Genomic DNA, 18,180 nt, shown 5'->3' on the forward strand with positions numbered 1-18,180 from the left:
GTTTTTTGAATCCGGTGCCTGTTTGGTACCGAATTCGGATTATGGAATAATTTCAAAAACAGCACCTTGGCTATATTCAGCCACTTTCATAGAATGATAAACCCCTAGATAAAGTCTGGTCTGATCCAAATTCGTCCCCAAACTGACATAATAAACGGGTTGAGTGCCAAAATTATAGCTGGTTTCAATAACACTATACTCACTTGGTTTGCAGTCATTTCTTACCTTGGTATAGGCTAAGACACCTCTAGCCGGAGGCCGATTCTCTTCATTCCGTGCCAAATCGGTAAACACGACGCTTCCCGTTAAATCCGGGATTGCATACCCTTGATAGGGTTGGACTCCCGTAAGTGCAGTTCCTCCAAATTTATCGGGCCGCGGATCTTTATGAAAGTAACTAGTTATTGGCGAAAGACGCCTCGTCGAAGTTAGAACAGCCTCCTTATAATACGCAATTGTTTTCTCATCCAGAGTTGGATGGTTGGGGCAGCTTCTCATCATCGACGTCGGGAAGCCGCCTTCCCACCCTCGCCAGCCCAAATTAATAACTCCTTCCTCGTCAAGCTCACGATGCATAAGTGAAGCTTGAACAAGCTGAGTAACCGGGATTGGCTGGTAGTGAATGAATGCGAATATCGACTCGACCAGATCTTGTCCGACATTTCCTACATATTTCATATACTGATTATATACCCTGTGGAAAGAAATCCCTGGTATGTTGCGAATCCCTTTGGCCATCACGGTCAACATTCCCTGAATCGACGCCGGGAGTTCATTAAACCGTGTGACGACGGGCGGAGAATCGATGAATGTTGGCATTGCGACGTCGATTTCAATAATTTTACCGGCGATTTCCATATCATCTTGGCTTAGATTGAATGGATCAAAGCCCGATCCGCCATCTCCGGTTGTTAATACAAGTTTGCCTGATTCAGGTGAAAAGTTTAAGCTGTTGACGCCATTATGATTCAAAAATGGTCTTCTGATGTTCAGCAATGTCCGTCGTTTCTGAGGTTGCCCTGCCGGCTGCATGATCCATTCTTCAACTGTATCGATGTGATCATACTGAGTTTCTCTATGAATCCATTGCAGGTTCAAGGTTGCCGGATCACACGGATCAGGTTTGAAAGGATTCGTCAGAGCACCTGGACCTTGCGTTCCTGCTACTGAATAGTGAAGATAAAATAGACCGTTATAATAAAAATCGGGATGAAACGCTAGCCCTAGTAAGCCTCGTTCATCGTATCCGCCGCGAGAAGCACCAAGTTGAAGGAGTCGATGGCGAATATCCAAAAACGTTCTTACGACTCCGTTTCCTATGTAGAAGATCTCTCCTACTTGGGTTGCAATGAATAATCTTTCTACGGACTCACCCGGAAGTATAGCAGTCTTCAGAACTGTCGGTAAATTTATGTTACTTACAATCGGCAGTAGATTAACCCCAACTTTTTTTAACAACCTATACGCACCTTCTTCTTGTTTTTAAAAGAATATGACTCGTATAGTTCTATTAGTACCTAGTGAGGGCTCGGGAATCTGCTACCCAGGGTGAACCTACGGAATATGATTAACAGGAGAGGAAATACTAAGCAAAAATAAATTAGTGGGAGTTTATATGGAAACGATTAAACCCATCAAAATCAAATCAACTGCGTCAACTACCTATGAAAAACTAACGTCAGCAGAAATGGGTAAGCTTTGGGCAACGTATGTGGGAAACAGCATGTCCAAATGTATATTGAGTTATTACCTTCATCACGTTGAGGATGAGGATGTCAAAAAGTTATTGGAGCATGCACTAAAATTAAGCTTAGAGTTCATGAACACTACCGAACATATACTCAGGAAAGAGAATTTTCCGATTCCTAATGGGTTTTCCGATGAGGACGTTAACCTCGGTGCTCCTCGTTTGTATGAAGATGTCTACTATGTTCATTATTTGAAATATGCAGCTAAAGCAGGTATGAGCATTTACAACGTAGCTATTCCGCTTGTTTTTAGGAAGGATGTCAGAGAGTTTTTTATTTATTGCATGGATGCCACCATGGCTCTGATTGTACAAATCAACGAAGTATTGATGAGCAAAGGACTAATCATTAAACCGCCGATTATCCCGGTACCAGATCATGTGCAATATGTTCATCAAGATTTTTTAAATGGTTTTTTAGGCCATGTACGATCTTTGCACGCCTTAGAAATTGCCCATTTGCATGATAATATTGAAAACAATGTAACAAGCAAAGCTTTAATCATGTCATTTGGCCAAGTCGTCAAATCCGAAAAGATTCGTAAATTGTTTACGGAAGGTAAGGAAATGACGCATAAGCAAGTCGAACAATATATGGAAAAATTACATCGTGAAAATTTGCCTTCACCGTCCTTTCTTGACCATCTGGTTACATCGTCAACCTTCTCTCCATTTTCAGACAAGCTAATGTTGTTTCATAAGATTGACATGTTTTCAATGAAAATTAGAGCGATTGGCAATTCAGCGGCTGTCAATGGCAGGCATGACTTAGGAACCCTCTATGGAAAGTCATTAGTGCAGCTCACATCATTCGTTAATGATGCAGCCAAAATTATGATTGAGTACGGTTGGATGGAACAAATCCCCCTAGCAGTGAATAGAGACGTATTATCAACTGAATAGCAGAAAAATCAAAACTAGAGATGGAGCTTGATGCCCCATCCCTAAAAAAACGCATTTCTGCGGTGTTATTCCTCCTCAAACAACCGTTCGCCTTTGTGCAGCCTCCAGGCAATTTTGGCCGTATGCGGGAGCTCGCGTGCAGTTGGCGCATGTGCGGCCAAATATCGGGTGCAGGCAAGCAGCATCGTTTCTTTGGCCTTCTCCGCAAAAGAGCCTGTCACCGCTTGCCAGCGGTCGTATTCGGCTACAGCGGCCTCATACATTTGGAAAGAATGGAATTCCGCATCCTCCCGCAGCAGCGCATGACCAAGCGTATTCATCAGAGCTCCGGGCTCACCGCCGCCATGCAGGTAGTTCACGACCCACTGCGCAGCCGGTCCGACCTGCTGGCGCAGATCCAGCAAATCGAGCAGCTCCTGATGATTGGCAGGGGCTGCGGAGCCGGACGGCTTGGGCCGCGCGGCTGCCGGCACGTTCAAGAAACGGTCCAGATATACGCTGACCGCTCCATGAAAAATCGCCCGCTGCAGCAGCGGCTCATCCGATTGCAGAAGCCTTTCGTGTACGGCGTGAGCATAAGTGAACGTATGAAGGACGGCAATCCAATCGCCGAAATCGTTCTGCGTATGGAACCGAACGATCCGTTCCGCGGCGGCCAATGCTACGATCTGCGCCAATTGCGCGGGAGCCGTTCCCGAGATGAGCAGGTCTCGCAGCAAAGCGATCGTCTGCTCCGGCGAATCACTCAGCAGCAGCTGCAGCAGCTGCTCTTCCGTATCGGCAGACCGGGCTGACTGCTGCCGCGAATCCGCTGCCTCTCCAACGGACATGGTCTGCGCTGTATGCCTTTCAAGCTCCTGAACCGCTTGCTTGATCGGTTCTACAAGATTGAGGGGCGCTTGCCATTGGTGCAGCTCCTCGCTCCTTGTCGGACGCGCCATCATCGGTACGAGCGAGGTTAACACCCGCTCCTTTTGCGATGAGTCCGCCCACTCCAGCGCTTCGAAAGCTTTGCTGTGGAAATCGAACACATGACCGCCGTCTAAGTAAAAGTGATCTGTTGCAGCGATAAGCATCATATCCGATAGCCGCTTCGCATCAATGCCCTTCGAAATCGCGGTGATCAGCACTTTCTCCGCTCCCTGAGTATCCCTCACCTCTATACAGTTGCGATACCATTCCGTCAACCGTTCGAACGGCACGTCCGCTGACGGAAGTGCGGACAGCAGGTGGCGGGTTCCTCGACCCGAGCTTCCCCTTGCGACATGGACAAGACCTTGGTACAAAGCGAGGATCTTGCCGTTCTTGTCCAGCTTGTCGACGATCTGCGCCATCGCTGTAAGTATCGTAAGTCCCGCGTTCCAGCCGGTACCGTAGGTTGTGCCGAATTCGATGCCGACGCGGGCGATGTCCTGCTCCGGCACCCCCGCTTCGATCAGTCCGACGACCGCTTTCGCGATGACAATGCCGATATTTTGCTCGAGTCCTTCCTTCAGTCTATGCTTATATTTATCCACGCCCTCCACTCTTCGGGAAACCGGATTTACCCATACTTCGCCGCTGTCGATCCGCACTTCGTACGAAGGCACATCATCCGCCCATGGATCCAGCGTACCGCCGCTGCAGACATCGAACCGGGCATGATGCCAATGGCACGTCAACATGCCGTCGCATAAGCTCCCCATATGGAGCGGGAAGCCTAAGTGCGGGCAGCGGTTGTCCACCGCGTAGACTTGTTCTTCATGGTAAAATACAGCGATACCTCCTCGTATCACTTTTTTGCCCACTTGTTTAAGCGCTTCCAAACCGCCTGCTGAAATCCAGTTCAAACTGACATTCATCGATACAGCCTCCTTTATTTATCGAGCTGCACTCCACACCGTAACCGATGTATTCCGCCAGAACGGTCTGCTTTTCGTTCCATAATTATTATACCTTAGTATCCCGGCCAAAGCTTTAGCAAAAAGCATTTGCACGTCTTATAAATTCAAAGAAAATGACTTCAAAATGTCATGCACGTTCACAGGCTGACCGATCTCCATACTTTTCTCCATCGCAGTCAGCAAGGCTAACGTATGGATACCTTCTTTCAAATCCGGTTTAGGGGTTTCCCCGCGATCCAAGCATTCTGCGAAATATTCGATATAGTTTTGATATTCGCCGGCGTGGTGGCTATCTCCCTCAAACCGGAAATAATAGGGGGATTTCTCTTCGAACGAGTGGGTAACCGGCTGCTCCGGCGGAAAGTGAGTGTGATATAACAGCTTGGAGTACAAGGCTCGGCTGGTTCCCTTCGTTCCCCGGAGTGTACAGCTGATGCCTGGATCAACATGCTGCAGCGACGGCTTGGTGTAGGAGCCGGCGACTTGGGCAATTCGCCCCTCCCCATCTCTCATGACAAATCTCATCGTATCAGGTGCAGTCAATCCATACGCTTCGTTCGTGCTGCTCGAATGACCGTATCCGAATACTTCTTCGATGTCCGGCAAGTACCATTTGGCCAGATCTACAGCATGGATCATAAAGTTATACAACCAACTGAACCCTCGCTGCCTGCTCCAATCTTTCTGCAAGAACCAGCGAGAGTCTGAAATGTACGAGGCCTCGACCGTATCCACTTCCCCGTGGCGGCCGGCCATGAAGTCATTACGCTGATGAAGCATCGGCTCGAAAAACCGGGAGCTTTGCCCGACAAATACGTGCTTTCCCGAAGCTTTCCACACTTGAAGCAGCTCGTTTGCTTCTTCTAGTGAATGAAGCAGCGGCTTGGTTACAATGACATGTTTGCCGGCTTCCAAAGCCAATGTGATGTGCCGTCCATGCAGCTGGTCCGGTGTATAGATGGCAATGACCTCAATGTCGGGATCATTCAGCAAGTCCTCATAGCGAAGGGTATACCGTGTAAGGCCGAACTCCTTGCTGCGCAGCTTACACATCTCTTCGTTCATATCGCAAACGTTAACCAGCTCCCAACGGTCGCTTTGCAGCGAGGCCGAGAGAATGCTGCGGCCTTCGCCAAGACCGATGACACCTAGCTTGTATTTGTAAGAATTCATGCGTACACAGCTCCTTTTGTGAAAAATGCAGTGAAGAGGACTCGCGCCGCTCCGCTATCCCTTCACCGATCCGGAGGTCATCCCGGAAATGATGTATTTCTGGCCTAGCAAGTAAATGATGATGACCGGAAGGGTAGTCAGCACAATATCCGCTGACACTAAATTCCAATTCACCTGGAACCGCCCGTAGAAGTTATATACGGCCAGCGTCATCGGCCACTTGGTCGAGGAGTTCAAGTAATATAACGGAAGCACGAAGTCGTTCCATGCCCCCATGAAATTCAGAATGGCCACTGTCACAACGACAGGTGCCAAGAGCGGCAGCACAATGGCGTAAAATAGCCGGAAAGGCGGACATCCATCCACAATGCCCGCCTCATCCAATTCTCGGGGAACCGAGGCAACGAAGCCGTAGATCAGAAAAACACTGAACGGGATTGAGCCCACAGCCAGCAAAACGATGATGCCAAGCTGTGTATTAATAAGATGTGTCATTTGCATGACTTTCGTCAGCGTGACGAAGTTGACCGGCATGGCAATACCCATGATGACAAACAAATAGAGGATTCTATGGAGACGCGTACGGTTCCTGGAAAATACATAAGCGGCTATAGCAGCAAGCGCAATCCCGAGCACGGTGGATACGGAGGCGTGAAGCAGACTGTTAAAGAACGATTGAATGAGCTTGCCTTGTTCGATCACGATGGCGTAATTGCTCCACTGCAGACTTCCAGGCAGCGCCATGCTCATGGAGTTCGCCTCCAATTGCGTCTTCAGTGAATTGATGATGATCAGGAGTAGCGGAACGAACATGATCAGGCTGAGTATCCAGGCGAATGAGTTGCGTAGCAGTGAAACGGCAAGGTTCATTTTCATGCACTGTGTTCCTCCTCTTTGGCCATCAACCGGATCACGAAATAACCGACGATTGTCATGAACAAGAACAGAACGGTTGACAGTGCTGTCCCCACACCATAACGGCCTTGGGAAAATTCCTTGAAAATCGTCGTATACAGCACATCCGTCGCATACCCGGGACCTCCGTTGGTCAACACATACACAACTTCAAATACCTTGAGCCCATGCAGCAGATTAAGCACCGTCGTGACGACAAGCGCAGGCATTAGCAATGGGACCGTCACGTACTTGAACTTTTGCCAACTGTTAGCACCATCAATTTGGGCAGCTTCATAGTAGGATTTGGAGATGGATTGCAAGCCGGCAAGAAGAATAATCATGATATAGCCGACACCTTTCCAAGTGTCGACCGCGATAATCGACTTGAACGCCCAATTCACGTCGACGAGCCATTTCTGCGTCAGGATATCCAATCCAACGGCCCGCAACGACTCATTCAGCAGACCGGTCGCAGGATTGAGCACCGATTTGAAAATAAGACCGACAACCAGCATCGGCACGATAGACGGCATGAAAATCATGACGCGGTGGAATCCTTTCATTCGAATGCCTTCATTCAGCGCAACCGCGAACGCAAGCCCAAGTAACGTCTTCAGGACCACCGTCGATATCGTAAAATTGATCGTATTGGCAATGAACTTCATATATTTCTCATCGGCAGAAAAAAGCGATTTGAAATTGTCGAAGCCGATCCATTGAATCTCATCGGAGTACATATTCCAATTCGTGAATGAATAATAGAAGCCCATCAAGCCTGGAACAATAAAGAAAACCAAGTATAATCCGAGTGTAGCCCAACTGAAATAAGAAGGATAAATCTTATTGTTCATTTCGGTATGCTCCCCACTCCGTTTAGAATCTGTCTCTTTATTTCGCCCAAGCCGGATCTTTGGCTACTCCCGCCATATCGGATCTTCGTTTGTCGATGCTCTTCAACACATCGGCCGGCTCCATTGATTGGCTGAACATGGCGACGATATCTTTCCCCATATCCATCCATTGCGGATTCACATAATTGACATAATCCTGAATATCCGTCCCTCTTTTCGGATAAGCAGCGAACAGCTTTTTCTGCTCCTCGGTGTACTTATCTTTCAGACCTGAGAAGTTAAGGTTGGAAACGGTCTTGTCGTTGTCCACCATATATTGCAAATTTTCCGGTTTGGCAAGAAAGGCCAAATACTGCTTCGCTTCTTCGATATGTTTGGACCCCGAATAGACGAACTTGCTGGGACCTCCCGGGTTGATGTAGTAAAACTGATTGTCCGCCAGCGGAATCGGGAAGAATCCGAAGTCTTCAGCTTTCCATTCAGGGTTGACCTTGGCGACATCATTCGGCGTACTTTGGGTTGACAAGGCCATCGCATATTTGCCGCTAGCCAGTTTGTTCGCCGTATCGGCACCTGTATCGGAGAACGCATTGTCGCCGAAGAATCCGAGGTCGTACATTTCCTTCAGCTGCGTCAACGAAGCTTTCATCGTTGGATCATCGACAAATTTCTTCTTGTTCGCATTCAAATCGTTATAAAGATTCGGCGTAACTTCATCGTAGCGTGGGCCCGGTTCAGCGAACCAGAGCACGTGATGCCACCCGTCGGCGATCGGCTCATACAGAGGTGTTATACCGGCCTGCTTGATCTTTAAGGAGGCTTGCTTAAATTCCTCGTATGTCTTCGGAATGTGGAGTCCTAGCTTTTCAAAAATTTTCTTATTGTAAACGACGACGAAGCTGTTGCCGGTATCCCAAATCGTAAGCGCATACACTTTGCCGTTCAGAGAAAGCTGCTCCAACGATAGCTTATCTTCCCGCTTCACCCATTCCTGGTCGCTTAGATCGACAGCATTCTTTTCCACATTGTAATTCAAGCTAATTTCGCTTTTGCCGCTTTGTCCGCCGAACAGATCGGGACCTTCTTTGGCATTGAGCTTTGTTTTGAGCACATTGAAATACTGGTCGGCCGGAATGATTTGATAATCGATACGAATACCGGTTTCACTCTCGAACTTTTTGGCCAGCTGCATCTCCGTATCCTTAATCCAACCTTGGCTTGCGATGTACGTTAGCGTTACGTCTTTTTTAGAGGACTCTGCCGATCCTGTTGCTGCCGGAGTTGAAGCGCTGCTCCCTGTTGTTGGTACTGAGCTGCTGCTGCATCCCCCGACCAGTGCCACGGTAATAACGGAAACTGCCAACATCCATAAAGGTTTTCTCATAACACCACTCCCCTTGGTTTATGCCCTCATAAATCCGCTTACATTTCAGTCATGCCTTCATTATAGATAGCCCGTTGCCTGTGGAACATGGAGAAATCCGACTCCTTTTATGCATTTATTTTACTTGGTTGCGCTTACAGAAAAGCTTTGACAAAACGTCTCGACGGGTTGAAAATGAAACCATTACCGACGCAGCTCGTGTTTGGAGGCCGTTCATGTGGACTAAATACCGCAACATTCAAACGATTCTCTTCTCCACCTACTCGTTGTTAATCGTTATCGTGTTCACCGTTCTGGTCGCATGGTTCTATCTGTGGGCCTCCGACTTGATACGCAAGAACGCGACAGACTCATTGGAAAGCATGGGACAGTCCATGCAGGATAGTATCGATTCGGAATTCCGTAAATTAAACGATGTATCCTTGAACGTCATGTACTCCAACCTTGTGAAAAACCATTTCCAACGCTATCTGTCCCTTACCAAGAATGAGGACATCAAACAAACGTCAACCGCAAACGTTTCCCCTTTTGATAATTCCGTGCAAAACGCCAAAGAATTAACGGACATTCTAACGGCGGCAATCGGTCCTTCCCGACCGGTCGAACAGTTGTATTTGTACGATTTCAAAAGCAAAGTCTATGGGAATGGCTTCGATAACGGCGAGCGAACATATGTGCCAAGCGAGAAATCATGGTTTGAGCCTGTAATGAACAATGCGGATGGCAAATACATTGCGCTCCCCGTTCCCGATGAGGAAATGTCGCGCTTCATCTCGTCGAGCCAGGAGCAGTACTCCGTTTCTCTATTCCGCCTCTTCTATGACACGTACAACGCTCCGATGGGTATTATCGAGGTTAAGCAGTACTTTAACCGAGTCTTTAAAAGCGCTATCGATTTCACGGAACGGAACCCGTATCAAGCCAAAGTGCTGGTCTACAACCATGCAGGTGATATCATCTTCCCGACCAATGCAGACAAAGACCGGTATGAACCTTATATGAGTTTCAAAGGCAAGGTCGATCCAGGCACAGGGCAATCGTTCCTCAACCCGGATACGGGCGAGAAAGCGCTGCTGTCACTGCATCACTCCGATTTTACTGGCTTCAATACGGTCATGATCGTATCCGAAAGCAAATTGTTATCACCGCTTTTTACCTTTGCGAAGCGGACCGTACTTATTGCACTCGTCATTCTGTTGTTGGCCATTGTCCTTTCCTTCCTCGCCGCCAAACGAATCACACGTCCTATTCTGAACATTCACCGTTCCATTAAATCAATGCGTCTGGAAGATCTAGGCACCGTTCGTGCTGCAGCCTTCGAGCTAAACAGCGGATTGAATGAGCTCGACCAACTGCATGGGTCGTTCGTGAAGATGAGCATGCGGCTCAAACAGTCCATGGAGGATTTGCTGATGTCGCAGCATCAAGAACTTCAAGCGAAGCTCGTCGCTTTGCAGACGCAAATGAATCCGCATTTTCTATATAATACGCTTACTACGATTCAAGTCATGGCGCAGGAGAATATGAACGAAGAAATCGTTGCGATGACCGAAAATATGTCCGATTTCCTCCGTTATTTCTCTACGGACGGCTCGCTTGTTGCGCTTAAGGAGGAAGTGCTTCATACCCGCAAATATTTGGAAATCAATCAAATCCGCTTTAGCCGTAAGCTGCATTACGAGTTCCGTTTAGATGAGCGCATCCTTGATCTGCACATCCCGAAGCTAATCATTCAACCGCTTGTGGAAAACTCGCTCAAATTCGCAACCAAACAGAATCCTCCTTGGTTTATCCGTGTAACCGGCACCATGGATGCAAGGAGCTGGCGAATTGAGGTTTCGGATAATGGCGGCGGGTTTAGTGAGGAAAGCTTATCTCATCTGCATAACAAAATACGCGAAATCAATGAGACGAACGTCCTTCCACTGCTCAAGCTGAACGGGATGGGGCTGCTGAACATTTATATCCGTCTGAAACTGATGTATGGCAACGAAACGATTTTCCGGATCGGGAATGGACCGGGACAAGGTGCGACCGTCCTCATAGGCGGAACTTTAGATCAAGGAGGCATCAACGATCATCATGGTCATGGAAGCAAATCGGTTGGTTAAGGTCATTGTCGTTGAGGATGAAGATTTGATCCGCAACAATCTTGTGAAGCGAATCGAAAGCGGTAACCATGCGGTCAAAGTCGTAGGTGCAGCGCAGGATGGCAAGGATGCGTTAGAGCTAGTGCGCCAGGAGCAGCCGGATCTCCTCGTTACTGATATTCGCATGCCCGTCATGGACGGACTGGAGCTTATCCATATTCTGCATATGTATTTCCCCCGTATCCGTAAGATCATCACCAGCGGCTATGCGGATTTCGAGTATGCTAAGCGGGCTATGCAGTATAATGTCAACGATTATTTGCTTAAACCCGTTTCCACGGATGAACTGCAACGAGTCATCTCACGGATGATTACCCTTATAGAGAGCGAGCGTGCGCAGTTTGAGGAGCGCTTGAGAGGACTGAGCCCGCATCCCGCTCCGAATCCAGAGGATACCGTTCAGCTTGTTCGCGATTTTATGAAGGAAAATTTCACTAAGGAGCTCAGCCTCGAGCATATCGCCCGGCATTTCAACTTCACCGCTTCGTATTTGAGCAAAATATTCATTAAGTATACGTCAGAGCCTCCCTCCCGCTATCTCATGATGTTGAGAATCAACGAGGCCAAATATTTGCTTACGCATCATCCCAATCTAACGATCAAAGAAGTTGGCGAAAGCGTCGGCTACCCCGATCAATTCTACTTTAGCAGAATTTTCAAGCAGATAACCGGTTTTACACCAAAGGAGTATCAGAAATAAATCATGGATTTTGATGGAAAAATCACACCTTTTAACTTCATGATGGCCATTCATTAATTGATGAAATGCATTCATATTTGATATTCTATTATTATCATTAATGAACTGGTCATTTTAATGCCTAATAATCGATGTAAGTTATAAAGTGAGGCCACATCACATGGAATTTCGCCAACTGGAATACTTTGCAGCCATCTGTAAAGAAATGCATTTTACTAGAGCTTCCGAGAAGCTTGGCATGAGCCAGCCTACGCTAAGCCATCAAATCAAAACGTTGGAGGATGAATTAGGGGTTCCCCTATTCGACCGAATCGGTAAAAAAATTGCCATCACGGAAGCGGGAAAAATTTTACTAGCGGAGTGCAAAGTGATTTTTTCTTCCCTGGAGAATGTGAAAGTGCAGATCATGGAGCTTCAGAAGGTTGCCCGCGGCACTTTATCCATCGGCGCACTCCCTGGCGAGCTAACGCAATTAGTCTCCTCTGTGTTGCTTGACTTTCACTATATTTATCCTGAAATACAGATTAAAGTTATTAACCTAGACGATATTGTGGAACGCGTTATGCAGAATGAAATCGATCTTGCAATCACAATCTTCCCTATTGAAGACGAGCGGATACGCAAAATACCGTTATACAAAGAAGATATGTATTTAGTGGTTTCCAGCCAGCATCCACTAGCTGACCAAGAACATATTAACTTTGAGGATATCAACCAATATCCCGTCGTGTTGTTCCCTCAATCGCATAAGTGCCGTCAAGTCATTGATTTTACCAGCAACAGCTGCGGGTTAACTATAGAGCCAATAATTGAAACTACAGCGATAGAAACGATTATTAGCCTTGTAAAGACTGGCGCTGCAGTGACCGCGCTATCCAAAACGTATGTAAATATGTACAACGACGCGCAGTTAACCGCAATTCAGATTGTAAATCCAACGCTCAGCAGAGAAATTGGCATCATCTACCATAAAGATAAATATATTAGCCAGGCTACGCGGTTATTTATAGATTTGTTATCGAAGTCTATCGTTGAGCTGAAGCTGGCCTAAAAGGAGCCTCCTGCAGAGGCTCCTTGGTCTAGTTCAACAGTCCACTAAGTATACTCCTGATTTCGTCAATATTCTTCATCTCCTGGACCATCTTCCCTGTGTGTCTTATGTAGATATCCCTAATGAAGTCTGCGCCGAAGTCATGCAGTAACAGTGCGCCAAACACTTTATCCTGAAAGTCACGGGGATGAGAATCAGCCATAAACGCCTTGATCGCTTGCCGATCGTGATCGAAGAGATCGAACAAAATCGGCGGATATTCATACCAGACAGGAGCAACTATGCATTCTGCGAAATCTATGAGATAGAGTCGGTGATTCTCATCTTGAATCAAATTATTTGCGTTCAGATCCCCATGCACATACACGCAATCGGACAAGTCAAGTTCGCCAATAATCGTTTCAACCTGCCTCTTCACACACTCGGGAAATGGCTCCCATCTAGAATTCATCAATGCCCGAGTACGAATCATCCGGGTATCCATCTCTTTATCAGGTATGGTGTTGAACAATGACATCGTATGCTTAAGCTCTTGAATAAACTGCATCTTTTGGGCGTCATCGTACTTGTTGAATGCGTGTCCGGCTAGCTCACCATCAATGAAATCCATGACTATATAAGCAAATAAATACTTGTCTTGCCAACTGGAAGCGGCAACGATCCGCGGTGTACGAATGCCTAGTTCATAGGCTCGACGCATGGATTGCAGCTCCACATCATAATCGGCGTCCTGGTTTACGCCAGATTCGCAGGGTGCTAATATTTTGATTACATATTCCCCCACCCTAAAAACCGCATTCGTTCCTGCTGCTAGCAGCGAGATCCGGTCAATGCCCTCTAGTCTTTCCTTCTCGAAAATGGCACTGATTAATGGTCGAAAGTCTTCAATAGACTGGAGAACAGCAGCCCAGGATGTCCAATCAATGATTTCCTTACGAAATAAATACGCCACTATTTCTCCCTCCCATCTTGGCAATCCTCCGTGCTTCTATCGCAAAAAATGAAAAAGCCATCCTTGCGGGATGACCTACTCCTTGACCTCAACGTTCGTTATCCGCTTATTTACTAGGCAGGACCGCTTTCATGGGGTAAAATTCCGTTGACATGATTCCTGCCACAACCGCAGGGTCTTCATCTATGATATGGGGAACTTGAGCTTCATTCTCAACTTCAATGATAGCAAGCCCATGCGGTGATGCGGGATTAAGAACAGGCCCGAACACTAGGGCAATCCCCTGATTCTGCTTATCCGTCCAATAGGCGATGTGATCCATCATGATCTTCCGTTCTTCCTCGGTCATGTCGACATGAAAAGTGGGTCTCGGCGGTGTGGACCATAACATGAAGTGCATCTTTTCCGAATTGTTAGCGATGTTCTCTGCCATAGCGTATCACTCCATATTCTTTGATTGTATGTCCAATGATGCCATAAATACCATCCATAATCCGATCACGAACAATCAGAATCTTATTTGCAGTGATAGCTTTCTGTCGGCTGATTCAAAACCCATTCCAGCATTTCGATTTGAATTCGAATAGCCTCCGTATCATTTACTTTCTGAAGTTCTCGTAATTGGATTAATTTAGCTTTGACTTGATTCTCTGTTCTCATACTAGCCTTCCTTCACATTCATATTTCTATCGAATTAGTATCCAAATCATGAAGCCAAGCAGCAAGCGCTTCGCCAACTTCATCTGGTGCGTCTTCTTGGGGATAGTGGCGTCCCGGTACAGTAACTTCGGTTTGCACGGGCCATGTACGGCAGAAATCGATGTGGGCTTGGGGCAATAGGCCGGGAGTGCATTGAATAAATAGCTTGGGAACAGCGCTTTGCGCCATCCACTCACCATACTCCGTGACGATTTCGGTTACATCAGCCGGATCTCCATCGAAGGGAAGTTGGCGTGCCCAACTTAGCATCGGACGGCGGCTTTCGCCTTGCTCCAGAAATGGCCGACGGTAATGCGCCATCTCTATATCCGTTAGCTTACGTAATATGTTGACCGGCAAGTTGAACTCGATGAACGAATTTTGCTCTAACACCATTCGCTCTCCTTCCGGCGACCGGAGCGATTGGAATATGCTGCGTCCATTCTCCGGCATTTCACTCCAACTGCGCGGTTTGATGATCGCCTCCATGTACGCGATGCCTTTGACGGCGCCGGGATGGCGTTTACTCCAGTCGAAGCCTAGGGCCGATCCCCAGTCGTGAACGACGAAAGTGACACGCTCGCGAACACCGAGCTGAGCGAGCAGCTCGTCAAGATAGCGTCTGTGTTGGGCGAAGGTGTAGGCTTGAGGCCCGCTATCCGGAAGCTTTGCCGAATCCCCCATTCCGATGAGATCAGGCACTATGCAGCGCCCGAACTTCTGGGCATATGGAATAATGTTGCGCCATAGATAGGAGGATGCTGGATTGCCGTGCAGGAATACGATTGGATCTCCGCTTCCTTCTTCCACATATGCCATTTCTAATCCGAATACTTGGTTTCGTTTTTTCTCATAAGGGAAGGTCTCGTTCATCATTTTTCATCACACCCTTCGATTTCATTTGATCATATTTAGAACGGGCGATTTCGATGGCATAAGCAACATCTTGCTCGGTATTCAAATAAACGGATAACCAGCCTGAATCCGGGTACATGTGATGCACACTTGCCTTCCCAGCTTCGACCCACCGCTTGCGTTCAGCAATCGGCACAAGGAGGTCAAACAAATGATTGCCGTGCAAATGCCCGATTTCCGTACCGTTTAGTTGAAACTCCACCCCTCCGAACCGATGCGGATGCTTGGTTACACCAGCCCAGCTTAACAGTTCTTCCGACAGGCCTGCTCCCCCAATCATGCTCATATTACGATTCCCCTTGTTCGGTCAGATTGTGAAGCACCATTTTCAGCAACTTGATGAATAATTCATACTCCTCATCGGCAATGCCTTTCCGGGTTTTATTCTTCACACGAGCCAATGCTTCCTGTACCTTAGGTACCACCTCAAGTCCCGAGTCCGTCAAATAAAGCAGATGATAACGGTTGTCTTCAGGATCGGCTTCCCTCCTCACGTAACCTTCCGCTTCCAGCTTGGTTATGGCTTTGGCGGTAGTCGTTTTGTCAATAAGCAGTTTCTCGCTTAACGCCTTCTGAGTGATTGGTTGTTGGAATGCTATCGCCATAAGAAAAATATACTGTCCGCTTCCGATACGATAGGGTGCCAACTCGGCTGAAATCAATATTTGCATATGCCGGTAAATAGCCGAGATGTACGGACCGTGCGATTCCGCTGCGCTTTTGTCATTTTGACTGCAATGATCGCTCAATTGGTCGCCTCCTTCAATAGGATGTTATTGCAACTAATTTCAGGATACACCAAATAGGATGCTATTGCAACTAATTTTTGTAATATTTACCCAGCTCGCACTGCCGCCCAGCAATTTATCTAACTCGCTCCGCCAACTCTAAAATAATTCCCTCTGGCCCACGACAATAGCATAACTTAATAGTTCCTTCATAGGTTTGTATCTCACTAAAGATCTCCATACCTTTCTTTCTCAATTTTGCAACAATGCCTTCAATATCTTCGACAGTAAATGCAATATGACGGATTCCCAGGGTATTGGCCAGAGGTTGTTGAATGTCTTGATCATCGGACGGCTTATAAAATTTGATTAATTCTATCCATACCTGACCGTCTGGCGTCCCCAATCCTACACAGGCTGTTTTGACATCATTCAGCCCAACTACCTGATTCAACAACTCTCCTTCCATTTCCCATTCCCCTTGCACCTTAAGGCCTAAATCGACGAAAAACTCCTTTGCGGCTGAGAGATCATTTACGACTACTCCCACGTGATCTATTCTATGGATCTTCAAAAATCTACTACCTCCTATATCGCTGTTTCATTTCAGAATCAGTTTCATTAATCGATCGACTTCGTTCCGCCAACCGCCATCGATGCCGGGGGTATCCTGTAACATAAGACCCGTTATGACCGAGAAGTAGAAGAACAACAGCTTCTCCGGCTCACCTTCGGTGAATTCGCCGGCCTGTTGGCCTTGTTGGAACAACGGAACCAGCTTCCCGATCGTCCGGTCGGGTGAAGAGCTCGCCAAGATTTGCTTCGTCTGCTCCGGTACACCTTCCTCGATTTGCGCGTATCGCAGAAGCAAGAAGTAACTCTTGTGGCTTTCATCCAGCATCGTCAACGTGAAAGCTCTTAATCGTTCCTTTGGCGAGCCAGGGAGCCGCGAGATGTCCGCTAAGGATGTCTCCGCTTGGTCGAGAGCTTCTTGCACGAGCATTGTGAAGAGCTCTTCCTTCGAGCTGAAATACCGATAAGACAGTCCCTGGCTGACACCGGCTTCTTCCGCGATCATACTTATCTTCGCTGCCTGCAGCCCCCATTTGGCGAATACTTTCAAAGCCGCTTTCTTAATGCGTTCCCTTCGGTCATCGGGTAACATTGCTGGTTTCTGATCTTGATCTTGCTTCATTCACATTTCTTCCTTTCCGTTCGGCTCATTGCCAACTTTATAGTTGATTTTCGCTCATCTCCCATAACTGTTTCGCAGCTGCCGGATCCTGTGCCTGATTGGAAGGAACGGTGCGCTGCATATCCTTGTAATAGTGCCCGCTCGATAAGGACATTTCGTCGGAATCTGCGAGCCATACCAGCGTTTCGGCCCCTTTCTCCGGTGTGCGCGAGAACCGCTTCATGACGGACATCGTCATCCGTGCCAACGTTCCGTTGTCTTGGTTGAAATTCGTCGACACGAGCCCGGGGTCGAAGCAAGCTGCAGTAATGCCGGTTCCCTTCAGACGCCTTCCCAGCTCGGCGGTGAACATAATATTGGCAAGCTTCGTTTCGCCATAACGGAAGTTGGGACCGCCCATCAGTAAGTGTGGGAAACGAAAATTTTTCCGGCCGCTCTGGTCATCGAATCCGATACCGGTCCGTGCCATCTTGTGCCCATGGGAGGCGGTCGTGATAATGCGCCCATGTCCGCTCTCCTTCAACTTATTCAAGAGCAGCTTCGTCAGCAGGAACGGAGCCAAATGGTTAACCGCCCACGTCATCTCAATACCGTCTTCGGTAGTTAGATACTTAACGAACATCGCGCCTGCATTATTGATCAAAACGTCCAGCCTCGGCCATCTATTCTGAATATCCTTCGCCGCATCGCGAATCGACTGTTGTGAGGTCAGGTCGGCCAGAAAAATATCCACCTTGGCTTCTTTCCCTGCCGCCGCCTTCAATGCCGCTGCCGTCGCTTCCGCCTTCGACTGGCTGCGGGCTATGATTCCCACTATGGCCCCGCGCTTCACAAGCTCCTTGGCTGCTGCCAAACCGATTCCGCTAGTTGCGCCGGTAATGATGACGTATTTGCCTTTTACCGACCAAGTTCCTTCTTTTGCTTCCATCATTCAACACTCCCTCATCAGTGA

The 18,180-nt window shown here is 47.6% G+C and carries 19 protein-coding genes; 4 read left to right on the plus strand and 15 right to left on the minus strand.

Features of this window, described 5'->3' with window-relative positions:
* Positions 1-39 precede the first annotated feature (39 nt).
* On the minus strand, positions 40-1,458 hold the full coding sequence (locus J2X61_RS29090) for a PQQ-dependent sugar dehydrogenase (RefSeq protein WP_310193042.1): 1,419 nt from the start codon (positions 1,456-1,458) through the stop codon (positions 40-42).
* A 157-nt stretch (positions 1,459-1,615) separates the two neighbouring features.
* On the opposite strand from J2X61_RS29090, the gene J2X61_RS29095 reads away from it, so the two are divergent.
* Positions 1,616-2,650, plus strand: a complete 1,035-nt coding sequence (locus J2X61_RS29095; protein ID WP_310193044.1) for a DUF3231 family protein — start codon at positions 1,616-1,618, stop codon at positions 2,648-2,650.
* Positions 2,651-2,715: 65 nt separating this feature from the next.
* On the opposite strand, the gene J2X61_RS29100 is transcribed toward J2X61_RS29095, so the two are convergent.
* From J2X61_RS29100 to J2X61_RS29120, 5 genes are all read right to left on the minus strand, one after another.
* Entirely contained in the window at positions 2,716-4,491 is a 1,776-nt protein-coding gene (locus J2X61_RS29100; protein ID WP_310193046.1) for a Rieske (2Fe-2S) protein, read from the minus strand.
* Between the two features lie 138 nt (positions 4,492-4,629).
* Positions 4,630-5,706, minus strand: a complete 1,077-nt coding sequence (locus J2X61_RS29105; RefSeq protein WP_274471630.1) for a Gfo/Idh/MocA family protein — start codon at positions 5,704-5,706, stop codon at positions 4,630-4,632.
* A 54-nt stretch (positions 5,707-5,760) separates the two neighbouring features.
* Entirely contained in the window at positions 5,761-6,582 is an 822-nt protein-coding gene (locus J2X61_RS29110; RefSeq protein ID WP_310193048.1) for a carbohydrate ABC transporter permease, read from the minus strand.
* A complete protein-coding gene (locus tag J2X61_RS29115) occupies positions 6,579-7,454 on the minus strand; it encodes a carbohydrate ABC transporter permease (protein ID WP_274471626.1) in 876 nt (291 codons plus the stop codon). Before J2X61_RS29115 ends, J2X61_RS29110 begins: the two co-directional genes overlap by 4 nt.
* A gap of 37 nt (positions 7,455-7,491) precedes the next feature.
* The gene (locus J2X61_RS29120) at positions 7,492-8,838 is read right to left on the minus strand and encodes an ABC transporter substrate-binding protein (protein WP_274471624.1); all 1,347 of its coding nucleotides are present in this window, start codon (positions 8,836-8,838) and stop codon (positions 7,492-7,494) included.
* Between the two features lie 215 nt (positions 8,839-9,053).
* Between J2X61_RS29120 and J2X61_RS29125 the strand changes: the two genes are divergently transcribed.
* From J2X61_RS29125 to J2X61_RS29135, 3 genes are all read left to right on the plus strand, one after another.
* Complete coding sequence (locus J2X61_RS29125) at positions 9,054-10,949, plus strand: sensor histidine kinase (RefSeq protein ID WP_310193051.1); 1,896 nt, start codon at positions 9,054-9,056, stop codon at positions 10,947-10,949.
* Entirely contained in the window at positions 10,921-11,688 is a 768-nt protein-coding gene (locus J2X61_RS29130) for a response regulator transcription factor (RefSeq protein ID WP_274471621.1), read from the plus strand. The genes J2X61_RS29125 and J2X61_RS29130 overlap by 29 nt, the downstream gene beginning before the upstream one ends.
* A gap of 160 nt (positions 11,689-11,848) precedes the next feature.
* Positions 11,849-12,739: a LysR family transcriptional regulator gene (locus J2X61_RS29135; RefSeq protein ID WP_310193054.1), complete on the plus strand. Its 891-nt coding sequence runs from the start codon at positions 11,849-11,851 to the stop codon at positions 12,737-12,739.
* 28 nt (positions 12,740-12,767) lie between these two features.
* Here the strand turns inward: J2X61_RS29135 and J2X61_RS29140 are convergent, their stop codons facing one another.
* From J2X61_RS29140 to J2X61_RS29180, 9 genes are all read right to left on the minus strand, one after another.
* Positions 12,768-13,691 (minus strand): phosphotransferase, encoded by a 924-nt coding sequence (locus J2X61_RS29140; RefSeq protein ID WP_310193057.1) that lies wholly within the window; start codon positions 13,689-13,691, stop codon positions 12,768-12,770.
* 106 nt (positions 13,692-13,797) lie between these two features.
* Positions 13,798-14,124 carry a YciI family protein gene (locus J2X61_RS29145; protein WP_310193060.1) on the minus strand — a complete coding sequence of 109 codons (327 nt, stop codon included), beginning with the start codon at positions 14,122-14,124 and terminating at the stop codon, positions 13,798-13,800.
* Positions 14,125-14,207: 83 nt separating this feature from the next.
* Positions 14,208-14,351 (minus strand): hypothetical protein, encoded by a 144-nt coding sequence (locus J2X61_RS29150; RefSeq protein ID WP_274471616.1) that lies wholly within the window; start codon positions 14,349-14,351, stop codon positions 14,208-14,210.
* An 18-nt stretch (positions 14,352-14,369) separates the two neighbouring features.
* Positions 14,370-15,266, minus strand: a complete 897-nt coding sequence (locus J2X61_RS29155) for a haloalkane dehalogenase (RefSeq protein ID WP_310193064.1) — start codon at positions 15,264-15,266, stop codon at positions 14,370-14,372.
* The gene (locus tag J2X61_RS29160; protein ID WP_274471614.1) at positions 15,241-15,591 is read right to left on the minus strand and encodes a luciferase domain-containing protein; all 351 of its coding nucleotides are present in this window, start codon (positions 15,589-15,591) and stop codon (positions 15,241-15,243) included. The genes J2X61_RS29155 and J2X61_RS29160 overlap by 26 nt, the downstream gene beginning before the upstream one ends.
* Before the next feature lies 1 nt (position 15,592).
* Entirely contained in the window at positions 15,593-16,054 is a 462-nt protein-coding gene (locus J2X61_RS29165; RefSeq protein ID WP_274471613.1) for a MarR family winged helix-turn-helix transcriptional regulator, read from the minus strand.
* 115 nt (positions 16,055-16,169) lie between these two features.
* Entirely contained in the window at positions 16,170-16,607 is a 438-nt protein-coding gene (locus J2X61_RS29170) for a VOC family protein (protein WP_310193070.1), read from the minus strand.
* 27 nt (positions 16,608-16,634) lie between these two features.
* A complete protein-coding gene (locus tag J2X61_RS29175; RefSeq protein ID WP_274471611.1) occupies positions 16,635-17,228 on the minus strand; it encodes a TetR/AcrR family transcriptional regulator in 594 nt (197 codons plus the stop codon).
* A 37-nt stretch (positions 17,229-17,265) separates the two neighbouring features.
* Complete coding sequence (locus J2X61_RS29180; RefSeq protein ID WP_274471610.1) at positions 17,266-18,159, minus strand: SDR family NAD(P)-dependent oxidoreductase; 894 nt, start codon at positions 18,157-18,159, stop codon at positions 17,266-17,268.
* Positions 18,160-18,180: the final 21 nt, after the last annotated feature.

Source organism: Bacillus sp. 3255, assembly GCF_031456485.1.
Classification (GTDB): Bacteria; Bacillota; Bacilli; order Paenibacillales; family NBRC-103111; genus Paenibacillus_E.